Origin of the sequence: Arthrobacter oryzae, assembly GCF_031454875.1 — a bacterium.
Lineage (GTDB): Bacteria > Actinomycetota > Actinomycetes > Actinomycetales > Micrococcaceae > Arthrobacter > Arthrobacter oryzae_D.
The window spans coordinates 154,820-172,769 of sequence record NZ_JAVDRQ010000004.1 but is presented as its reverse complement, the minus strand read 5'-3'; the positions used below and the strand labels follow the sequence as shown (position 1 = coordinate 172,769).

Annotated in this window: 20 protein-coding genes; 7 read left to right on the top strand and 13 right to left on the bottom strand. The window is 65.4% G+C overall.

Annotated features, from left to right (window positions below; genetic code table 11):
* Positions 1-41: 41 nt before the first annotated feature.
* From J2805_RS08980 to J2805_RS08950, 7 genes are all read right to left on the bottom strand, one after another.
* Positions 42-983, bottom strand: coding sequence for a hypothetical protein (locus tag J2805_RS08980; RefSeq protein WP_309975308.1), 942 nt, complete (start codon positions 981-983; stop codon positions 42-44).
* Between the two features lie 118 nt (positions 984-1,101).
* Positions 1,102-1,395 (bottom strand): DUF503 domain-containing protein, encoded by a 294-nt coding sequence (locus J2805_RS08975; RefSeq protein WP_309975306.1) that lies wholly within the window; start codon positions 1,393-1,395, stop codon positions 1,102-1,104.
* 32 nt (positions 1,396-1,427) lie between these two features.
* Positions 1,428-1,745, bottom strand: a complete 318-nt coding sequence (locus J2805_RS08970; protein WP_309975303.1) for a putative quinol monooxygenase — start codon at positions 1,743-1,745, stop codon at positions 1,428-1,430.
* Positions 1,746-1,751: 6 nt separating this feature from the next.
* Positions 1,752-2,402 (bottom strand): tetratricopeptide repeat protein, encoded by a 651-nt coding sequence (locus J2805_RS08965; RefSeq protein WP_309975301.1) that lies wholly within the window; start codon positions 2,400-2,402, stop codon positions 1,752-1,754.
* A 14-nt stretch (positions 2,403-2,416) separates the two neighbouring features.
* Positions 2,417-2,974: a DUF1990 family protein gene (locus J2805_RS08960; protein WP_309975297.1), complete on the bottom strand. Its 558-nt coding sequence runs from the start codon at positions 2,972-2,974 to the stop codon at positions 2,417-2,419.
* Complete coding sequence (locus J2805_RS08955) at positions 2,971-3,381, bottom strand: MmcQ/YjbR family DNA-binding protein (RefSeq protein WP_309975296.1); 411 nt, start codon at positions 3,379-3,381, stop codon at positions 2,971-2,973. The genes J2805_RS08960 and J2805_RS08955 overlap by 4 nt, the downstream gene beginning before the upstream one ends.
* Before the next feature lie 77 nt (positions 3,382-3,458).
* Positions 3,459-3,884, bottom strand: a complete 426-nt coding sequence (locus tag J2805_RS08950) for a CoA-binding protein (RefSeq protein ID WP_309975294.1) — start codon at positions 3,882-3,884, stop codon at positions 3,459-3,461.
* 318 nt (positions 3,885-4,202) lie between these two features.
* Between J2805_RS08950 and acs the strand changes: the two genes are divergently transcribed.
* The 4 genes from acs to J2805_RS08930 are packed head-to-tail and all read left to right on the top strand — an operon-like array spanning position 4,203 to position 9,460.
* On the top strand, positions 4,203-6,404 hold the full coding sequence (gene acs / locus J2805_RS08945) for an acetate--CoA ligase (protein WP_309975291.1): 2,202 nt from the start codon (positions 4,203-4,205) through the stop codon (positions 6,402-6,404).
* A 10-nt stretch (positions 6,405-6,414) separates the two neighbouring features.
* Positions 6,415-7,617, top strand: a complete 1,203-nt coding sequence (gene sfnG, locus J2805_RS08940) for a dimethylsulfone monooxygenase SfnG (protein WP_309975289.1) — start codon at positions 6,415-6,417, stop codon at positions 7,615-7,617.
* On the top strand, positions 7,617-8,969 hold the full coding sequence (locus J2805_RS08935) for an O-acetylhomoserine aminocarboxypropyltransferase/cysteine synthase family protein (protein ID WP_309975287.1): 1,353 nt from the start codon (positions 7,617-7,619) through the stop codon (positions 8,967-8,969). The genes sfnG and J2805_RS08935 overlap by 1 nt, the downstream gene beginning before the upstream one ends.
* Positions 8,966-9,460, top strand: coding sequence for a CoA-binding protein (locus J2805_RS08930; protein WP_309975285.1), 495 nt, complete (start codon positions 8,966-8,968; stop codon positions 9,458-9,460). The genes J2805_RS08935 and J2805_RS08930 overlap by 4 nt, the downstream gene beginning before the upstream one ends.
* Before the next feature lie 106 nt (positions 9,461-9,566).
* Here the strand turns inward: J2805_RS08930 and J2805_RS08925 are convergent, their stop codons facing one another.
* The 3 genes from J2805_RS08925 to J2805_RS08915 form a co-directional block, all read right to left on the bottom strand.
* The gene (locus J2805_RS08925; RefSeq protein WP_309975283.1) at positions 9,567-10,472 is read right to left on the bottom strand and encodes a hypothetical protein; all 906 of its coding nucleotides are present in this window, start codon (positions 10,470-10,472) and stop codon (positions 9,567-9,569) included.
* Positions 10,469-11,023 carry an RNA polymerase sigma factor gene (locus tag J2805_RS08920; protein ID WP_309975699.1) on the bottom strand — a complete coding sequence of 185 codons (555 nt, stop codon included), beginning with the start codon at positions 11,021-11,023 and terminating at the stop codon, positions 10,469-10,471. Before J2805_RS08920 ends, J2805_RS08925 begins: the two co-directional genes overlap by 4 nt.
* Positions 11,024-11,421: 398 nt before the next feature.
* Entirely contained in the window at positions 11,422-11,964 is a 543-nt protein-coding gene (locus tag J2805_RS08915; RefSeq protein ID WP_309975281.1) for an Hpt domain-containing protein, read from the bottom strand.
* A gap of 201 nt (positions 11,965-12,165) precedes the next feature.
* On the opposite strand from J2805_RS08915, the gene J2805_RS08910 reads away from it, so the two are divergent.
* Positions 12,166-12,351: a hypothetical protein gene (locus J2805_RS08910; RefSeq protein ID WP_309975279.1), complete on the top strand. Its 186-nt coding sequence runs from the start codon at positions 12,166-12,168 to the stop codon at positions 12,349-12,351.
* 94 nt (positions 12,352-12,445) lie between these two features.
* On the opposite strand, the gene J2805_RS08905 is transcribed toward J2805_RS08910, so the two are convergent.
* Positions 12,446-13,735, bottom strand: a complete 1,290-nt coding sequence (locus tag J2805_RS08905; protein ID WP_309975277.1) for an adenylosuccinate synthase — start codon at positions 13,733-13,735, stop codon at positions 12,446-12,448.
* 317 nt (positions 13,736-14,052) lie between these two features.
* Here J2805_RS08905 and J2805_RS08900 point away from each other — a divergent pair, with 317 nt between their 5' ends.
* Together J2805_RS08900 and J2805_RS08895 are read left to right on the top strand one after the other, a co-directional pair.
* A complete protein-coding gene (locus J2805_RS08900; RefSeq protein WP_309975276.1) occupies positions 14,053-15,507 on the top strand; it encodes a purine-cytosine permease family protein in 1,455 nt (484 codons plus the stop codon).
* 217 nt (positions 15,508-15,724) lie between these two features.
* A complete protein-coding gene (locus tag J2805_RS08895; RefSeq protein ID WP_309975274.1) occupies positions 15,725-16,357 on the top strand; it encodes a uracil-DNA glycosylase family protein in 633 nt (210 codons plus the stop codon).
* Between the two features lie 123 nt (positions 16,358-16,480).
* On the opposite strand, the gene J2805_RS08890 is transcribed toward J2805_RS08895, so the two are convergent.
* Both J2805_RS08890 and fbaA read right to left on the bottom strand, forming a co-directional pair.
* Positions 16,481-16,903 (bottom strand): DUF3151 domain-containing protein, encoded by a 423-nt coding sequence (locus tag J2805_RS08890; RefSeq protein ID WP_309975272.1) that lies wholly within the window; start codon positions 16,901-16,903, stop codon positions 16,481-16,483.
* 1 nt (position 16,904) lies between these two features.
* A complete protein-coding gene (fbaA, locus tag J2805_RS08885; protein ID WP_309975270.1) occupies positions 16,905-17,924 on the bottom strand; it encodes a class II fructose-bisphosphate aldolase in 1,020 nt (339 codons plus the stop codon).
* Between the last annotated feature and the right edge of the window lie 26 nt (positions 17,925-17,950).

The window sequence follows — 17,950 nt, the reverse complement described above, 5'->3', positions numbered from 1 at the left end:
CTTTTGAACCCTCGGAACGGCAGTTACGGAGCAATCGTTCGTTAAACTCGAGGCCGCCACCCCGCCTGGACCAACGCCGTGCGGATCTTGGCGACCGCAGGCTTCGCGTCGTTGAACATGTGGCGCTTGGAGATGCGGACTTCTGTCCAGCCCAGGGCTTCGTACCTCTCAGAACGGGCGATGTCCCGGACAACCTGGCCTTCATCCCCGTGGTGCTCGCCTTCGTACTCGATCCCGACTTTGTACTTCCGGTAGGAAAGGTCGGGCTCGTGATGCCTGGCCCCATCCTCTGAAATGATCGGGACGTTGAGTTCCGGTTCAGGCAGTCCGGCCCGGATCATCGCAAGGCGAAGGAGGGTCTCCTGCGGCGAGTCGGAGCCCACGCGGATAAGTTTGATCGCTTCCTTGGCCTTCCGCAGGCCCCGCTTCCCCTTATGCCTGTCGATCATCCGCTGCAGGTCCGCCAATGTGCACAGCGGCATGTCGCGATCTTCCAGATGCGGCCGGGGAACCCGGACGCAGCTGTCCCCCATGGCCACAAGCTCGTCGACTGACAGCATTTCCGCCATGTCCAGCCAGGTCCGCTCCGGTGTTGTCACCGAGATCCCGTCGACTACGGTGACCTCGTCGCTGAACAGCTTCATCCGGTGCACGATGACATGCGGCCGATTCAGATGGGCCTCGCCCTCAGGCCTGATGACATGAAACATATCCGGTGATCCCTTCTGCTGACGTCGCGGCAGCACGAGGAGTTCCGCCGCGGTGAGGTGCGATGCGGCACATCGCTCATTGACCTCAATGAAAGGCCGCACCCTGATGCTCAAGGGGAGCTCCGCCGTCGGGCTTGCCGATCGGATCCCCTTGCCCAGGCGATACAGGCTGCGGTGCCGCAGCCGCTTGTGCGACACCCCGGCGCGAGCCGCATCCACCACAGTGAAGGGTCGGTCCTGAAAATCATCCGGCAGCGGACGTGCAGTCTTCATGGGTTCATGAGAGCAGAATGCCGCCTGAGCCCGCAGAAGTTATCCACAAACTCCATCGACTGCTCCGTAACTGCCGTTATGAGCGTTCAAAAGGGCGCCTGTGGAGCAATCGATCGGGTCAGTCGTCGCTGCGGAGCTCGCGTTGGCGGGCGCTGAGGAGTTCGAGTTCGGGGCGGTAGGCGACAAAGCGTTCGACGGCGGTGAGCACCTCCACGACGTGCGCCCGGTCGGCTCCCACCAGGCCGGCGCCCAGCTGCGTCCGCCGGTATTGCTCGTGGTCCCCCACCTCGGCCACTGAGACCTCAAAGCGGCGCTTCAGCTCCGCGAGCAGCGGCCGCACCACGGACCGCTTCTCCTTGAGGCTGTGCACGTCGCCCAGCAGGATGTCGAACTCAATCCATCCGATCCACATGGACTAATCGTATCGACGCGGTCAGGACCGGGTCAGATGGTGAGTTCGCCCATGCGGTCCCAGCCGTCGCCGTCGAGCTGGCGGCTGATGATCTGCGGCGTCTCGGCCAGGGCCTGCGGCATGTCCGCCATGGCCTTCCGGAAATGTGCGCTATTGACATGGTCACCGGCGGCGTCGTCCTTGAAGGCCTCCACGAGGACGAATTCGTTGGGGTCCTCGACGCTGCGGGACCAGTCGAACCACAGGTTGCCCGGCTCCTGCCTCGTGGCCCTAGTGAAGTCCTCCACCAGGCCGAGCCACTTTCCGGACCAGTCAGGCTTGACCTTGAATTTGACGACAATGAAGATCATGCGGGGCTATGCCTTTCGTTGTGTTTGTCCGGTGAGCCCGGCGGCGAGGGAATGCTCGCACTCGTCGATGGCCTCCCGGGCCCATTCCTGCTGCTGGGGCGTGCCCACCCGTTCCGCCCACTGCTCCGCCAGCTGGAACTCGACCAGGGCCTCGGTGAAACGCCCGGCCTGGTGCATGGTCCAGCCGAGGTTGTTGTGCAATGAGACCATCCAGCGCCTGGTCCGCGGATCGTGCACCGTGGAGGCGTACTCGAGGGCGCTGCGGGTCCAGGATTCGGCATGCGCGGAGTCCGCGATCGCCAGCATGTGCAGCGCATCAACCGCGAGGAACTCCTCGCTGAGGTGGTCCGCGAGTTCCGCCGCCTGTTCAAAGAGCGGCACGGCCATCGCCGCATGGCCACTGGAGTTCAGCAGCCGGCCGCGTTCCAGCAGCACCCTGACACCCACAGTGGGTTCGTCGGCATCAATCGAATCCAGCAGGGCGTCGGCTTCCTCGTAGCGGCCCTGCAGTCCGATGGCCCGCCCAAGCTGGGTTGCGAGCTCGGCCTGTTCGTCGGCGTCGTATTTTCCGTCTTCAGCAGCCGCCCGGAAACGGGCTTCCGATCCGGCGGGATCGTCGAAGTTCCACAATTGGTCAAGGGTTTTCTGTTCCAGCATCCACCTGCTCCTGATCAGCTTTCACCTGCGGCCAGTTCGTGTGCACTCCCAATGTATCGGGAAGTGACATGTCTTTGTGCGCGTCCCGCGACCGCGCTGCCGGCAGCGTAGAACCAGTTGGACGGCCTGCTGAAGGCGGTAATTTTCAGGAACACCCGCTCCTGTCCGTCAACTTCGACTTCGAACGATTCCTCCCCGCGCACCGGGTGCCCGGGCAGGCTTCCGTACCCGAAACCAGCGCTTTGCGGACCATCCCCGGGCACCGGCCGGTGCACCCACACCACCTCGCAGGGGGCGTTAATCCGGAAAGGCCCGACGCCGAATCCGCTCACCACGCGGGCGCCGGGCACCACGACGTCGGAGTCGGTACGGACGCGCAGCCCGGACCGCTTCTGCAGCTGCCAGGTCAGGATTCCCTGGGCCACCCTGCGGTACAGTGCCAGGCCTTCGCCGAGGTAGGCCCGGGTCACCACGCAGGGGTAGCCCTCCGGGGGCTGTCCGTGCTCGGTGGAGCCAATGCCCGGATAGTTCAGTTCGCCGCGGACTATGCGTCCGGCGCCGGGACCGCTCATGCGCCATCACCCCGGGCCAGGCCCGCCCAGCCCAGCTGCTCCCGCTGCTTTCGGCTGAGTGAGGCCACCACCAGATCGTAAGAGTCCTCCACCATGTCCCGGATCATGTCATCCGGCAGCGCCCCGTCCAGCCGGACGCCGTTCCAGTGCGTTTTGTTCATATGCCAGGCGCCGGTGATCTCGGGATGGATCGCCCGCAGCTGTTCCGCCAGGGCCGGCTCGCATTTGAGGCTCACGGACCAGTCCGCCGGGTCCATGGCGGATAACGCGAACATCTTCGCGTCCTGCCGCGCACCACCCGCCACGGCCGCCCGCACCTTGAAAACGGACGTCTCCGGGCCGAACGGAAAGTCCTCAAAGGCACCGGGGAAGCTCAGGCAGATCTCGCGGAGGGTGGCAACGTCCATGACACGAGCCTATCCGGCGGTGCGGGCAGCACCGGTGCTGTGCAGTTCTTCCGGGTGGGTGCCGCTGGGTGGCGCCGCTAGATGCCCACCCGCCACCCTTCGCGGGCGGGGCATGAGTTGACCACCACATCCAGTCCGGCGGCCTTGGCACGGTCCACGGCGGCGTCGTCGAAGACGCCGAGCTGCAGCCACACCGCCCTGGCGCCCACGGCAATCGCCTGGTCGATGACAGCCCCCACCCTGTGGGAGTTCACAAAGCAGTCCACGACGTCGATCGGGTGCTTTTCGGCGGGGATGTCCGGCAGGGAGCGGTAGCCCTTCTCCCCGTGGACGTCGTCACCCGGCAGGTTGACCGGAATGATTTCCATCCCCATCCGGTCACGGACAAACAGCGAGACGTCGTACGCCGAGCGCCACTCGTTGGTGGTGAGGCCCACGATTGCCCACGTGCCTTTGGTTCGCATGAGGCGGTCAATGACTGCCGGATCGTTAACGTGGGCCATACATCAACCTTACTCCTGCGGCCTTTGAGGCCAATTGTCGAATAAATGAATGAGCTCCCCGGCCGCCTCCGGCGATGAACGAATATTACAGCGCGGAACGGCCGGATTTTGTGAAATCGTGCATCTCCGTTCTAGTTGGTAGTGACCATCCCGAGCGGCCGAGAGACCTGGATCGATGAAGCCGCAGCAACCCCCGGTGACGTGAGACGACCATTCCCACGTGACTGTTCCTCCGCTTTCGACTGAGCTTCCGATTGGGCTTTCGATTGGACCACGAGGAACTACGGGTGCTACTGCCAGGACCGATGGAGTGCTGTAATGACCCCTGAGACTACTTCTGCCGTGCCCACCTTTGCCCGGATTCCGTCCGAGGCCACAACCCCACAAACCACTTCGGACGCGACGGCGAACGAAGCAGGGCTGCGTGACGCGCCCGGCTCCTCTCGCGGCTCTTCGGGATGGTCCCTGACCGAGCCCACGGACGGCGCAGTGCACGGCGTCCCCACTGACGGGCCGGCGCGTCACCGCGGCACCACCGCCCAGCCTGGCACCGCACCAACGGCCGTGGCCGACACGGTAGCTTTCTGGGAAAAACAGGCCCTCCGCCTCGACTGGGCGGCGTCCGCCGAAGGACCGGCCAACGGCCACATCAACGGCAAGCCATGGCACACCGCCCACCGGCGCATCCCGGCAGATCCGGAAGCCGGCACCGGTCCCGACATCACCTGGTTCGAGGGCGGCAAGCTCAACGTCGCCTACAACTGCGTGGACCGCCACGTTGCCGCCGGCCGCGGGGACAAGGTAGCGCTCCACTTCGAGGGTGAGCCCGGCGACCGCCGCGACATCACGTACGCAGAACTCCAGCGCGAAGTATCCAAGGCCGCCAACGCGCTCCTCGCGCTGGGCATCACCAAGGGCGACCGCGTGGTCATCTACCTCCCGGTGATCCCCGAAACCGTCATCATCACCCTCGCGGTGGCCCGCATCGGTGCCGTCCATTCCCTCGTATTCGGCGGCTTCTCCGCCGAGGCCCTGAGATTCCGCGTGGAGGACACCGGGGCCAAGCTCCTGGTCACAACGGACGGCCAGTTCCGCCGGGGCGCGGCCGTTCCGGTCAAGGACAACGCAGACGCGGCGGTTGCCGGCGACAACGCCGTCGAGCACGTCCTGGTAGTCAACCGCACCACCCCCGCGGACCAGTTGGCAGATGTCCCTATGACTGAAGGCCGCGATGTGTGGTGGCACGACGTCGTCGGGAAGGCCTCCGAGGTCCACGAGGCCGAGGCGTTCGACGCCGAGACTCCCCTCTTCATCATGTACACCTCCGGGACCACCGGTAAGCCGAAAGGTCTGGTGCACACCTCCGGCGGTTACCTGACGCAGGCGTCCTGGAGCTTCGAGCACCTGTTCAGCAACCCGGACCCGGCACTCCGGGACCAGGACGTGCACTGGTGCACAGCGGACCTGGCCTGGGTCACGGCGCACACCTATGAGCTTTACGGCCCGCTGTCCAACGGCGTTACCCAGGTGATCTTCGAAGGCACGCCGAACACCCCGCACCCGGGCCGGCACTTCGAGATCATCGAACGCTACGGCGTCACCCAGTACTACACGGCACCCACCCTGGTCCGCTCACTCATGGGCTGGTTCCCGGACGGCGTCCCCGACACCTACAACCTCTCCTCCATCCGGATGCTCGGAACCGTGGGCGAAGCGGTCAACCCCGAAGCCTGGCGCTGGCTGCGACAGAACGTCGGCGCCGGCACCGCACCCGTAGTGGACACGTGGTGGCAGTCCGAAACCGGCGCCACCATCCTCTCCCCCGCCCCGACGGACACGGACTTCAAGCCCGGCTGCGCTGCGCGCCCGCTGCCCGGCGTCAGCACCCGGATCGTGGACGACGCCGGCAATACGGTTCCGCCGGGCGTTCAGGGATTCATCGTGGTGGACGCCCCTGGGCCCGCGATTGCCCGCACCGTCTGGGGCAACCCACAGCGGTACTTCGATTCGTACTGGCGCAAGTATGCCGAGCAGGGCTGGTTCCTGGCCGGCGACGGCGCCAAATACGACGACGACGGCGACATCTGGATCCTGGGACGGGTGGATGACACCCTCAACGTCTCCGGCCACCTGCTCTCCACGATCGAAATCGAATCGGCCCTCGTCTCCCACCCGTCGGTGGTGGAGGCCGGCGTCTGTCCGGTGACGGACCCCAAGACCGGCCACGCCGTCGTCGCCTTCGTTGTCCTGAAGGCCGGGGTACCCACGGATGTGGCCGCCGACCTCCGCAACCACGTCGCGAAGGAGATCGGGCCGATTGCCAAGCCGCGCGACGTCGTCGTGGTTCCCGACGTGCCCAAGACGCGCAGCGGCAAGATCATGCGCCGGCTGCTCACCCAGCTTTTCGAGGGCACCGCCCTCGGCGACACAACATCACTCCAGAACGAACCGGCGATTGCCGGAATCCAGGAGGCCGTGGCCGGCTACGCCGCCGCGTCTCCCCGCAACGGACAGAAGTAAAGGAAGAATCATGAACGACATCAGCAACGTTGCCCGTCTTTCCGAGCCGCTTAAGTTCGCCTACTGGGTGCCCAACGTATCCGGCGGCCTGGTGGTCTCCACCATCGAACAGCGCACCGGCTGGGACTTCGACTACAACAAGAAGCTGGCCCGGATCGCCGAGAACTCCGGCTTCGAATACGCCCTGACCCAGACCCGCTACGCCGCTTCCTACGGTGCGGACAAGCAGCACGAGGCAACGTCCTTCAGCCTCGCGCTACTGGCAGCCACGGAGCGGATCAAGGTCATCTCCGCCGTCCACCCCGGCATGTGGCACCCCGGCGTGCTGGCCAAATACATCATTACCGCGGACCACATCTCCAACGGCCGCGCCGCCGTGAACATCGTCTCCGGCTGGCTCAAGAACGAGTTCACCAACTTCGGCCTCGAATGGCTGGAGCACGATGAACGCTACGTCCGCACCGAGGAATTCATCAAGGTCCTCCGCGGACTCTGGACCGAGCAGGAGTACAGCCAGTCCGGCAAGTACTACAACATCACCGATTTCACCCTGAACCCGGCCCCGGTGGATGTTCCGGGCCGCGCCCACCCGGAGATCTTCTTCGGCGGCAACTCCACCGCAGCCCAGGCCACCGCCGGCCGCGTGGCGGACTGGTACTTCTCCAACGGCAAGGACCTGGAGGGCTTCAAGGAGAACATCGCAGGGGTGGTTGCGGCCGCCGGAGAGACGCAGCGCGGAACCGAAGGTGCACTGGCTTCGCCAAAGTTCGGCCTCAACGGCTTCGTCATCGCCCGCGACTCCGAAAAGGAAGCCCGCGACACCCTCCGCGAAATCGTGGCGAAGGCTCACAAGCCCGCAGTCCAGGGCTTCCGCGACGCCGTCCAGGAAGCCGGCGCGTCCACCAAGGACGGCAAGGGCATGTGGGCCGATTCGAGCTTCGAGGACCTGGTCCAGTACAACGACGGCTTCAAGACCCAGCTGATCGGCACGCCGGAACAGATCGCCGAGCGGATCGTGGCGTACAAGAAGATCGGCGTGAACCTGTTCCTCACCGGCTACCTGCACTTCCAGGAGGAAGTCGCCGCGTTCGGCCAGGACATCCTGCCGATCGTCCGCGAGCTCGAAGCGGACCTGGCCCGCAGGAACGGCACCGAACTGGACTTGTCCGGTACACCCGTTGCTGCCGCCAATGCCGGGCTGGTGAACGCGTAATGGCCGACCGCAAGTTCGGCTTCCGCACCCGCGCCCTGCACGCCGGCGGCACCCCCGACGCCGAGCACGGCGCCCGTGCCGTACCCATTTACCAGACCACATCCTTTGTGTTCAAGGACACCCAGGACGCCGCCAACCTCTTCGCACTGCAGAAGTACGGCAACATCTACTCGCGCATCGGCAACCCCACCGTAGCGGCCTTCGAGGAGCGCATAGCGTCCCTCGAAGGCGGCATCGGCGCGGTCGCGACGTCGTCGGGCATGGCCGCGGAATTCATCACTTTCGCCGCGCTCACCCAGGCGGGCGACCACATTGTGGCAGCCTCCCAGCTGTACGGCGGAACAGTCACCCAGTTGGACGTCACCCTGCGCCGTTTCGGCGTGGACACCACGTTCGTTCCCGGCACCGACCCCGCGGACTACGCCGCTGCCGTCCGGGAGAACACCAAGGCGATCTTCGTCGAGGTGGTGGCCAACCCGTCGTCGGAGGTCCAGGACCTGGCGGCCCTGGCGAAGGTAGCGAACGACGCCGGCATCCCCCTGGTGGTCGATGCCACCTTGAGCACGCCGTACCTCGTGCGGCCGATCGAGCACGGCGCGGATATCGTGATCCACTCCGCCACCAAGTTCCTCGGCGGCCACGGCACCACCCTCGGCGGCGTGATCGTGGAGAGCGGCCGGTTCAACTGGGGCAACGGCAAGTTCCCCACCATGACCGAGCCGGTGGCCTCCTACGGCAACGTCTCCTGGTGGGGCAACTTCGGCGAGTACGGTTTCCTGACCAAGCTCCGCTGCGAGCAGCTGCGCGACATCGGTCCCGCGCTCTCACCGCAGTCCGCCTTCCAGCTGCTGCAGGGCGTGGAGACGCTTCCGCAGCGGCTCGACGAGCACCTGAAGAACGCCCAGGCCGTGGCCGAATGGCTTGAGGCCGACGATCGCGTGGCCTACGTGAATTTCTCCGGACTGCCGTCCCATCCGCATTTTGAGCGGGCGCGGAAGTACCTGCCCCTGGGCCCCGGATCGGTGTTCTCCTTCGGCGTGAAGGGCGGCCGCGCGGCCGGGCAGAAGTTCATCGAGTCGCTCCAGCTGGCCTCGCACCTTGCGAACGTTGGCGACTCACGCACGCTGGTCATCCACCCCGGCTCCACCACCCACCAGCAGCTGAGCCCGGCCCAACTGGAAGCCGCCGGCGTCCCTGAAGACCTGGTCCGGATTTCGATCGGGCTCGAGGACATCGAGGACATTCTCTGGGACCTCGACCAGGCCCTGACGGAAGCACAGAAGGCCACGGCGGATGACGCCGTCGTCCTCGAGGAACCGGCCGACACCTGCACTATTGGAGCCCTTTCATGAGCACGGAAAACCGCATCTGGCAGGGCCCCTCGGCGCCGGAGCGCCTGAACCTGCTTCGGCAGGCGAAGTCCATTGCGATTGTGGGTGCCTCGGACAAGCCTTCGCGGGCCAGCTACTTTGTAGCCACCTACCTGCAGTCCTCCACGCGGTACAAGGTGTACTTCGTGAACCCCGTTGTGAAGGAGATCCTTGGCCAACCGACCTACGCCTCATTGGCCGACCTTCCCGAAAGCCCGGACATCGTGGATGTGTTCCGCAAGCACGACGACCTCCCGGGCGTCCTGGACGAGGCCATCGCGGCCGGCGCCAAGACCCTCTGGCTGCAGCTGGGTTCCTGGCACGAGGACGTGGCCGCCGACGCTGAAACGGCCGGGCTCAACGTGGTGATGGACCGCTGCGTGAAGATCGAGCACGCCAGGTTCCATGGCGGACTCCACCTGGCCGGCTTCGACACCGGCGTCATCTCCTCAAAGCGCCAGGTCCTGGCCTGACCACAGCCGTTTTAGCGCGAACGGACACTTGAGGCCCGCGTTTTCGGGGGCGGCGGGCGGTTTCCAGGGCCTCAAGTGTCCGTTCGCGCGAATTAGGGTGCGAGGGCTATCGCCGGAACTTTCCCAACCAGCTGCTGACTGCATCCAGGGCGGGATCCACCGTGGAATCGATCGCGGTTTCCACGGGCGAACCCAGCTTTACACCGGATTTTGCGGTGTCCGTCCCCTCGTATTCCGGAGCTCCGTCGCTGAGTTCCGCTCCGTCGCCGGTTTCCGCTGCATCGGCTTCGGCCGCACCAGGCGCAATAGCGGCAGCCTCTTCATCGGCCTGATCCGGGGCACGCCCAGTCAACACCTGCCCAACCCCGGCCTTGCCGTGGTTCGCCTTGCCCGGGCCGGACTTGCCCTGGTTGGACTGCCCGGGATTGCCGTTCAGGGTGGCTCCCGGAACCCGGCCTTTGCCGGTCGGGGACGGATTCTCGCGTGCGGACGTGATGGGAGCCTCCGGCTCGGCAGCCGCGGCTTCTGCATCAGCACTTTGAGCCGCAGGCTCACCGAGTTCGGGTGCGGCCCCAGCATGCGCCCGTTCAAGCTGCAGGAACAGCGGCGAAACCCAGCTGATCCGTCCGTTCTGATCCGCGGCCTCCGGCGCCAGGGGAAGGCTCCAGCCGGGCGCCCAGTCGGTGGTCAGCTGCTGGACGGACCACGGCCCGGCGCCGTCTCCGGACACCTGGCTGGTAGCTGCGACACCGGTGACTCCAAGACCCATGCCGGCCAGGACCGCGAGTCCCACCACCGCGGGACGGTGTTTGCGCAGCCAGCGCTGCCGGGTGAGTTCATCCCGCGAACCGGCCAGCATAAGGGCCAGCTCGGGCCCCGGCGCAGGAGGCTGCAGCTGGGCCAGCGAGGCAATCGACAGGAGAGCGGCCCTGAGCTCGGGCACGTCCGCGTGGCCAGCGTCAAGCAAGAGCTGGTCAACGGTTCCCCCGGAAAATTCTTCCCTGGTTGTCATGGCGCCACGTAGTCCTTTACGGCCGAATGTTCACGGAGTCTGTCCAAAGCACGTCGCTGAAGCTGTTTTACGGCTCCGGCACTTTTCCCCATAATTTCGGCCACTTGGTCCACGGTAAGATCTGCAATGATCCGCAGGGTCAGCACTTCCCTCTGGTCCTCGCCCAGTACCTCCAGCAGCGCCAGCACTTCCCCCGGCGCCACCAGCAGCATGGCCGCTGCTTCCGCCGAGGAGGATTCCCGCCGGTCAAGTTCAGGTTCGAAGGGTTGTTTGGCGGGGGTCCGGCTTTGCCTTCGGTGGTCGTCGACCATCCGTGCATGCGCCACTGAGAACAGGAACGTCCGAAGCCCGTTGGCACCGCCGCTGATGGTATCGATCCGGGGCAGCACCGCCAGGAAAACATCCTGCATGGTGGCCTCCGGGTCCTCGACACCCCGGGCGGTCAGGTACCCCAGTACCTGCGACGCAAAGCTCCGGTAGACCAGATTGAACAACTCACCATCGCGTCCCCTGAGGGCATGCAATGAATCGTCGGTCAGTGCGTCTGTCACGGACGTATGGCTTTCGGTCAAGGGAGATGGCTACATCGGTGTATGGCCATCAAGTGGCGGCGCGGGGTTGCATCCCGCCCAACAACTTTACCCCGAGTAACCAGAAGAAAAGGCCGGCAGATACCACTCACTCCCGGGCCGGCTCCCTGCTGAACCGGCGTCGGACAAAAAGGGCCGGGCCGGAAATCTGATGGGGGACAGTTCCGGCCCGGCGCTTATTTTTGCAGTCAAGCGCCGGGTTCGAACCTGATGGGGGACAACTTCGAACCCGGCGCTTTCATAGTGGTAATCGTCACGGCACGGCCTTGGGTTACGCGAAATCCAAAAAATTCCAAAAGGTTTTTGCCCGGACCGTGGGGGGACCTCACGGCTGCGGCTGCCTCGCGCTGACGGCTGAGTCAGGAGCCCGTCAGGAGGCGGGACAGCGCCGATGCCAGCTCCGAAGCGTCGGGGCCAAGCCGGCGGCCCGTCTCCCGTGCCCGGTCCATCCGCCCGACGCGGAGATCAGCGTCAACAAGCCAGGCAACCATTTCGAGCCGGGCGGCCCCCGCCATCGCTGCGGACGACGCCAGGCTCTGAGCCGCGGCGCTGGCCGCCTCGTGGTCGCCGCTGTCCAGCGCGCTCACGACGTTACTGACCCTGGACGGGAGCAACACCAGGAACAGGTTCAGGAATTCGAGAAGCCGGCTCTGGGAATGGACTCCCCCGGCCAGCTCCTGCACCCGTATGCGGTCAAGGACCGGTTCGCGGTTGATACGTGCGCGGTAACGGCGCGGGCCCTGTTCCTGCCGCGCGTTCCGGTCCGGCGACTCCGGCGCTGACCCCGTTTTCGCTGTGTCTGACTTCAAGCTGAGACCCATGATGTCCACCTCTTCCTTGGCGGTCCGGTGAGTAACCTTCGAGGGTTCCCGTTCCCCGCGAAGCGCCGGTGAGTCCAACATAGGAACAGCGGACGGGCAGGTCACGAGTGACAGGTACCCGTCATGGCGGCAGGGGCCACCCGGATTGCCTGCCCCGCTACGCATCGACCCCGCCACTCCGGGGGCTCGCCGCCTGAGGCGGGCACCTTGGCAGGTTCCGATCCTGTAACGCTCTCCCCGCAAGGGTTACCAGAGCCGGGCGGCGGATGTCAGGATACGGGCATGAGCGAGGAAGTGATGGCCGTCTCTGCCGCTGGTGCGGCAGCAGCCCCGAAACATGTGACGCGACTGATCAATACCGGGTCCGCAGCGACCCGCGCCATGGGCGAGCAGGCCCGCCGACGCCGGGACGCCGAGGCGAAACTGCAGCAGCACCTGCTCCAATTGCGCGACAAACAGGCCGAATAGCCGGCAATACACTACGACGACGGCGGCGGGCCACCTCTCCAGGTGACCCGCCGCCGTCGGACGTGGGTTGCGTTTCAGCCTGACCCTGTCAGGTTCAGTCCTGAATCAGGTCGTTGACCACAATGGTCTGGTCGCGGTCCGGGCCAACGCCGATGGCGGAGAAGCGCGTGCCGGACAGCTTCTCCAGGGCCAGCACGTAGTTGCGGGCGTTCTCCGGGAGGTCCTCCAGGGTCCGCGCGGCGGTGATGTCCTCGGTCCAGCCCTCGAAGTACTCGAAGATGGGCTTGGCGTGGTGGAACTCGGTCTGCGTCATCGGCATTTCGTCGTGCCGGACGCCGTCGACGTCGTAAGCCACGCAGACCGGGATCTGCTCGATGCCGGTGAGCACGTCAAGCTTGGTGACGAAGTAGTCCGTGAAGCCGTTGACGCGGGAAGCGTGGCGGGCCAGGACGGCGTCGTACCAGCCGCAGCGGCGCGGACGGCCGGTGTTGACACCGAATTCGCCGCCGGTCTTCTGCAGGTACATGCCCATCTCGTCGAACAGCTCCGTGGGGAACGGGCCGGCGCCCACGCGGGTGGTGTACGCCTTGATGATGCCGATGGAGCGCGAGATCCGGGTGGGGCCGATGCCTGAGCCCACGGAGGCGCCGCCGGCTGTCGGATTGGAGGACGTGACGAACGGGTACGTGCCGTGGTCCACATCGAGGAACGTGGCCTGGCCACCCTCCATAAGCACCACCTTGCCCTCGTCCAGGGCCTTGTTCAGGACGAACGTGCTGTCGATGACCAGCGGGCGCAGGCGGTCCGCGAAGGAGAGGAAGTAGCTGACGATCTCCTCCACCTCGATGTCGCGGCGGTTGTAGACCTTGACCAGGAGCTCGTTCTTCTGGCGCAGCGAGCCTTCCACCTTCTGGCGCAGGATGGACTCGTCGAAGACGTCCTGGACGCGGATGCCCAGGCGGGCCACCTTGTCCATGTAGGCCGGGCCGATGCCGCGTCCGGTGGTGCCGATGGCACGGCTGCCCAGGAACCGCTCGGTGACCTTGTCCAGCACCTGGTGGTACGGCGCCACGAGGTGGGCGTTCGCTGAGACGCGCAGCTTGGAGGTGTCCGCGCCGCGGGCTTCGAGCCCTTCGATCTCCTGGAACAGGGCCTCGAGGTTCACCACACAGCCGTTGCCGATGATCGGAACTGCGTTCGGGCTCAGGATGCCGGCAGGAAGGAGCTTGAGCTCATACTTCTCACCGCCCACGACGACGGTATGCCCGGCGTTGTTGCCGCCGTTCGGCTTGACCACGTAGTCGACGCGGCCGCCAAGCAGGTCAGTGGCTTTACCTTTGCCTTCGTCGCCCCACTGGGCTCCGACGATCACGATTGCTGGCATGGGATCCTCCCCCATTCGTTCGGGCCGGACCGCAGCCGGTTCACCAAGGTGACCCGCCAAGGGACAGCGCCGTTCATGAGAATGCCCCGAATTCCACTGCCGCGCCCGTCCGGCCACCAGGCCGACAGTCACAGCGCAAGAGTTCCGGGGCTCTTACCACCCAAGTTTAGCCGATATGGGCCCGGACCACGGCGTCGGCCTCTTCCGGACGACACGCCGGGCTGTCTGGTATTTGCGACATAGGACGGAACATTGCCGTTGTTCTGCGGTCCCCGACCCTGTGACATAGAACATAACAGCCAGCACGAGGAGTAACCATGGCAGCAGGAAGCACTACGGTCGAGGCCCGGTCAATCGAGATGATCCCGCCCCGCGAGCGGCACGGCCACCCTAGGGGACAGTTCACGCTCTGGTTCGGAGCGAACGCACAGATCACCGCAATCGTTGACGGCGCCCTGGCGGTGGTGTTCGGCGCGGACGCGTTCTGGGCCATCATCGGCCTCCTGCTGGGCAACGTGGTCGGCGGGGCAGTCATGGCGCTGCACTCCGCCCAGGGGCCGAAATTGGGACTTCCCCAGATGATCTCGAGCCGGGCCCAGTTCGGAGTCTACGGAGCAGTGATTCCGCTGGTCCTGGTGATCCTGATGTACATCGGCTTTGCATCGACGGGCACGGTGCTGTCCGGACAGGCCATCAACCTCATGCTGGGTGTGGAGGCCCCGGCCGTGGGCATCCTGATCTTTGGCGCCGCCACCGCGTTCCTGGCAATCCTGGGCTACAAGTACATCCATGCCCTGGGCCGCATCGCCACCGTGGTGGGCCTCGCCGGCTTCCTGTACCTGACGGTTGCCGTGTTCACCAGGTTCGACGTGGGCCAGATCATGTTCCTCAAGGGCTTCGAGTGGCCGACCTTCCTCACCGCCATAGCTTTGGGCGCAGGATGGCAGCTCACCTTCGGCCCCTACGTCGCCGACTACTCGCGTTACCTGCCCCAGGCCACCTCTGAGTGGAAAACCTTCTGGTACACGTTCGCCGGCTCGGTGGGCGGCGCGCAATGGGCCATGACGCTGGGCGCCATCGCGGGCGGGCTTTCGGCCGCGGGCCTGGGCGGCGATTTCCTCAAGAACCAGGTGGGCTACATGGGAGACCTGGCCGGCGGCGGGCTGATCGCGATCTTCATCTACCTCGTGATCGTCACGGGCAAGCTCACCGTCAACTGCCTCAACGCCTACGGTGCCTTCATGTGCTCGGTGACCATCAGCACGGCCATCAATCGGCGGGACTCGGTGTCGCGGGCAGCCCGGATCGTCTTCATCATCGCCGTCATCACAGCCAGCGTGCTGATAGCACTCTTCGCCAGCAAGGACTTCCTGAACGTCTTCAAGAACTTCGTCCTGCTGCTGCTGATGGTCTTTACGCCTTGGTCCGTGATCAACCTCGTGGACTACTACAAGATCTCCCGCGACCGGCTGGACATCCCGGCCCTGTACAACCCGGACGGCCGCTACGGCCGCTGGAACGTCCCTGCCCTGGCCTCCTACGCGATTGGCGTCCTGGTCCAGGTGCCGTTCCTCGCCCAGGCGCTTTACACGGGCCCGGTCACCAAGTGGCTCGGCGGAGCGGACATTTCCTGGATCGTGGGCATCCTCGTCACCATGGCGGTCTACTACCCCTGGGCCAAAGCCACCAACCGTGCGCCGTCCGAGACGATCTACCCGGCAGCAGCGTCCGACAGCGGGGAGAAAGCCACCACTGCGGCAGTGACCGGCTGACCGGCTGAAGGGTCCAGGGGGCTGCGGGAGTCCCCTGGACCCGATCCGCGAGATACCGGCCCGGCATTTCGCAGGGCTTGATAGACTGATAAGGATCGATCAGGAATCGGTCCACTCACCACATTTTCAACCACACCGTACCTAGGCGTGCCCGGTATTTGGCATGCCTGCGTCTGGTGTGGCAGCGTCACCGATCCCGCAGGAGACACAGCAATACATGACAGCCTTGGCTACTGAATCTTTCCGCGAGCAGCTTCTGAGCCGCCGTTACGAACCCAACGTCGCAGCTGTCAACGAGCTGTGCGACACCCTGCAGGGCGTCAAGCCGGACACCGTTGTCCCCTACGTCGACCCGATGCACGACGTCGACGAGTGCCGCATCATCAGCCTGTACTCCAACATCGGAACCGCCGATGAATCCGGCTTCATCACCGCCGGAGACAGCGAAGCCGCCACCCGCATGCTCGGCGTGCAGTGGAAGCTGGGCCTCCGCCCCGAATTCGTTATGCCGTGGAACGTCCACCCGTGGCACACCCCCGGCGAGCCGAACGGCAAGTTCACGCCGGACCAGATTTCCGCCGGCCTCAAGCCGCTGCTGAAGTTCCTCGCGCTGGTTCCCCGCGCATCGGTGATCGTGGCCCACGGTACCGAGGCCAACCGCCTGGCCCAGCTCCTCCTGAAAACCGAGGTGCCGCTGCTGTGGCGCCGCGGCCTGAAGACCTACAAGGTCCGCTCGCTCAGCGGCCGCGCCTTCGCCGGAACCGAAGCCCGCCAGCAGCAGTACCTCGACGAGATGCACGTCGCTTACCTGGACGCGATGGCCCGCACCGGCCTCACCAAGGCGAACTGATCGCCTGAACCACATACGACGGCGGCCCCTCACCTGGGAAGGTGAGGGGCCGCCGTCGTATGCAGGGGCCTCCGCCGCCGACTGGCCCCAACCGAACTTGCAAGGTTGGGGAGGCGGTGGGGGCTAGTTGGCTTCGATGGCCGCTTTCGCGGAGGGATCGGAGTCATTGAGGAACTTCTCGATGCGTTCCGGTTCCTCTGCCTCGCCGATGGCCGATGAGGCGCGACCCAGGGAGTACAGGGCACGCAGGAAGCCGCGGTTGGGTTCGTGTTCCCACGGGATGGGCCCCACACCGCGCCAGCCGTTGCGCCGCAGTGAATCCAGGCCGCGGTGGTAGCCCACACGGGCATAGGCGTAGGACTCGATGGTCCGGCCTTCAGCCCAGGCTTCCTCGGCGAGCACGGCCCACAGCAGGGACGAGGTGGGGTGCTTCTCCACCAGGTCCAGGGCTTCCTGGCCCGCTTCCAGCTGCGCGTAGACCTCGGTCTCGGCAGGCAGGAGCGTGGGCTCGGGACCCATCAGGTTCCTGCGGAACTCGTCGGACATACTAGAAGGTCTTCCCGGCGGAGCCGAGCTGCTTGGTGGCTTCGACAACGCGGGCTGCCAGGCCGGCTTCGGCTGAAGCGCCCCAGACGCGGGGATCGTAGGTCTTCTTGTTGCCGACCTCGCCGTCAACCTTCAGCACGCCGTCGTAGTTCCTGAACATGTGGTCGGCCACGGGACGCGTGTAGGCGTACTGGGTGTCGGTGTCGATGTTCATCTTGATGGTGCCGTAGGAAACGGCGTCGGCGATTTCCTGGTCGGAGGAGCCGGAGCCGCCGTGGAACACGAGGTCGAACGGGTTTTCCTTGCCGATCTTGGCACCGACCTGGGCCTGGATGTCCTTGAGGATCTCCGGGCGCAGTTTCACGCCGCCGGGCTTGTACACGCCGTGCACGTTACCGAAGGTCAGCGCGGTGATGTAGCGGCCGTTCTCGCCGGCACCCAGGGCTTCGATGGTGGCCAGGGCGTCTTCCACCGTGGTGTAGAGCTTCTCGTTGATCTCGTTTTCGACGCCGTCTTCCTCGCCGCCGACGGTGCCAATCTCGACCTCGAGGATCATTTTGGCAGCAGCGGTGCGCTCCAGGAGTTCACGGGCGATGCGGAGGTTTTCCGGCAGGGTCTCGGCGGAGCCGTCCCACATGTGCGAGTTGAACAGCGGGTTGCGTCCGGCCTTGACCTCAGCCTCGGAGGCTGCCAGCAGCGGCAGGACAAAGCCGTCAAGCTTGTCCTTGGGGCAGTGGTCGGTGTGCAGCGCGATGTTCACGCCGTAGTTCTTGGCCACTTCGCGGGCGAAGGCGGCAAAGCCCAGGGAACCGGCAACCATGTCCTTGGTGGAGGCGCCGGACCAGTAGGCTGCGCCGCCTGTGGAAACCTGGATGATGCCGTCGGACTCCGCGTCTGCAAACCCGCGCAGGGCCGCGTTCAGCGTCTGCGAGGACGTGACGTTGACGGCCGGAAAAGCGAAGCCGCCCGCCTTTGCGCGGTCGATCATCTCGGAGTAGATCTCTGGGGTTGCAATGGGCATGCTGACTCCTAAAGTGAATTTCGTCT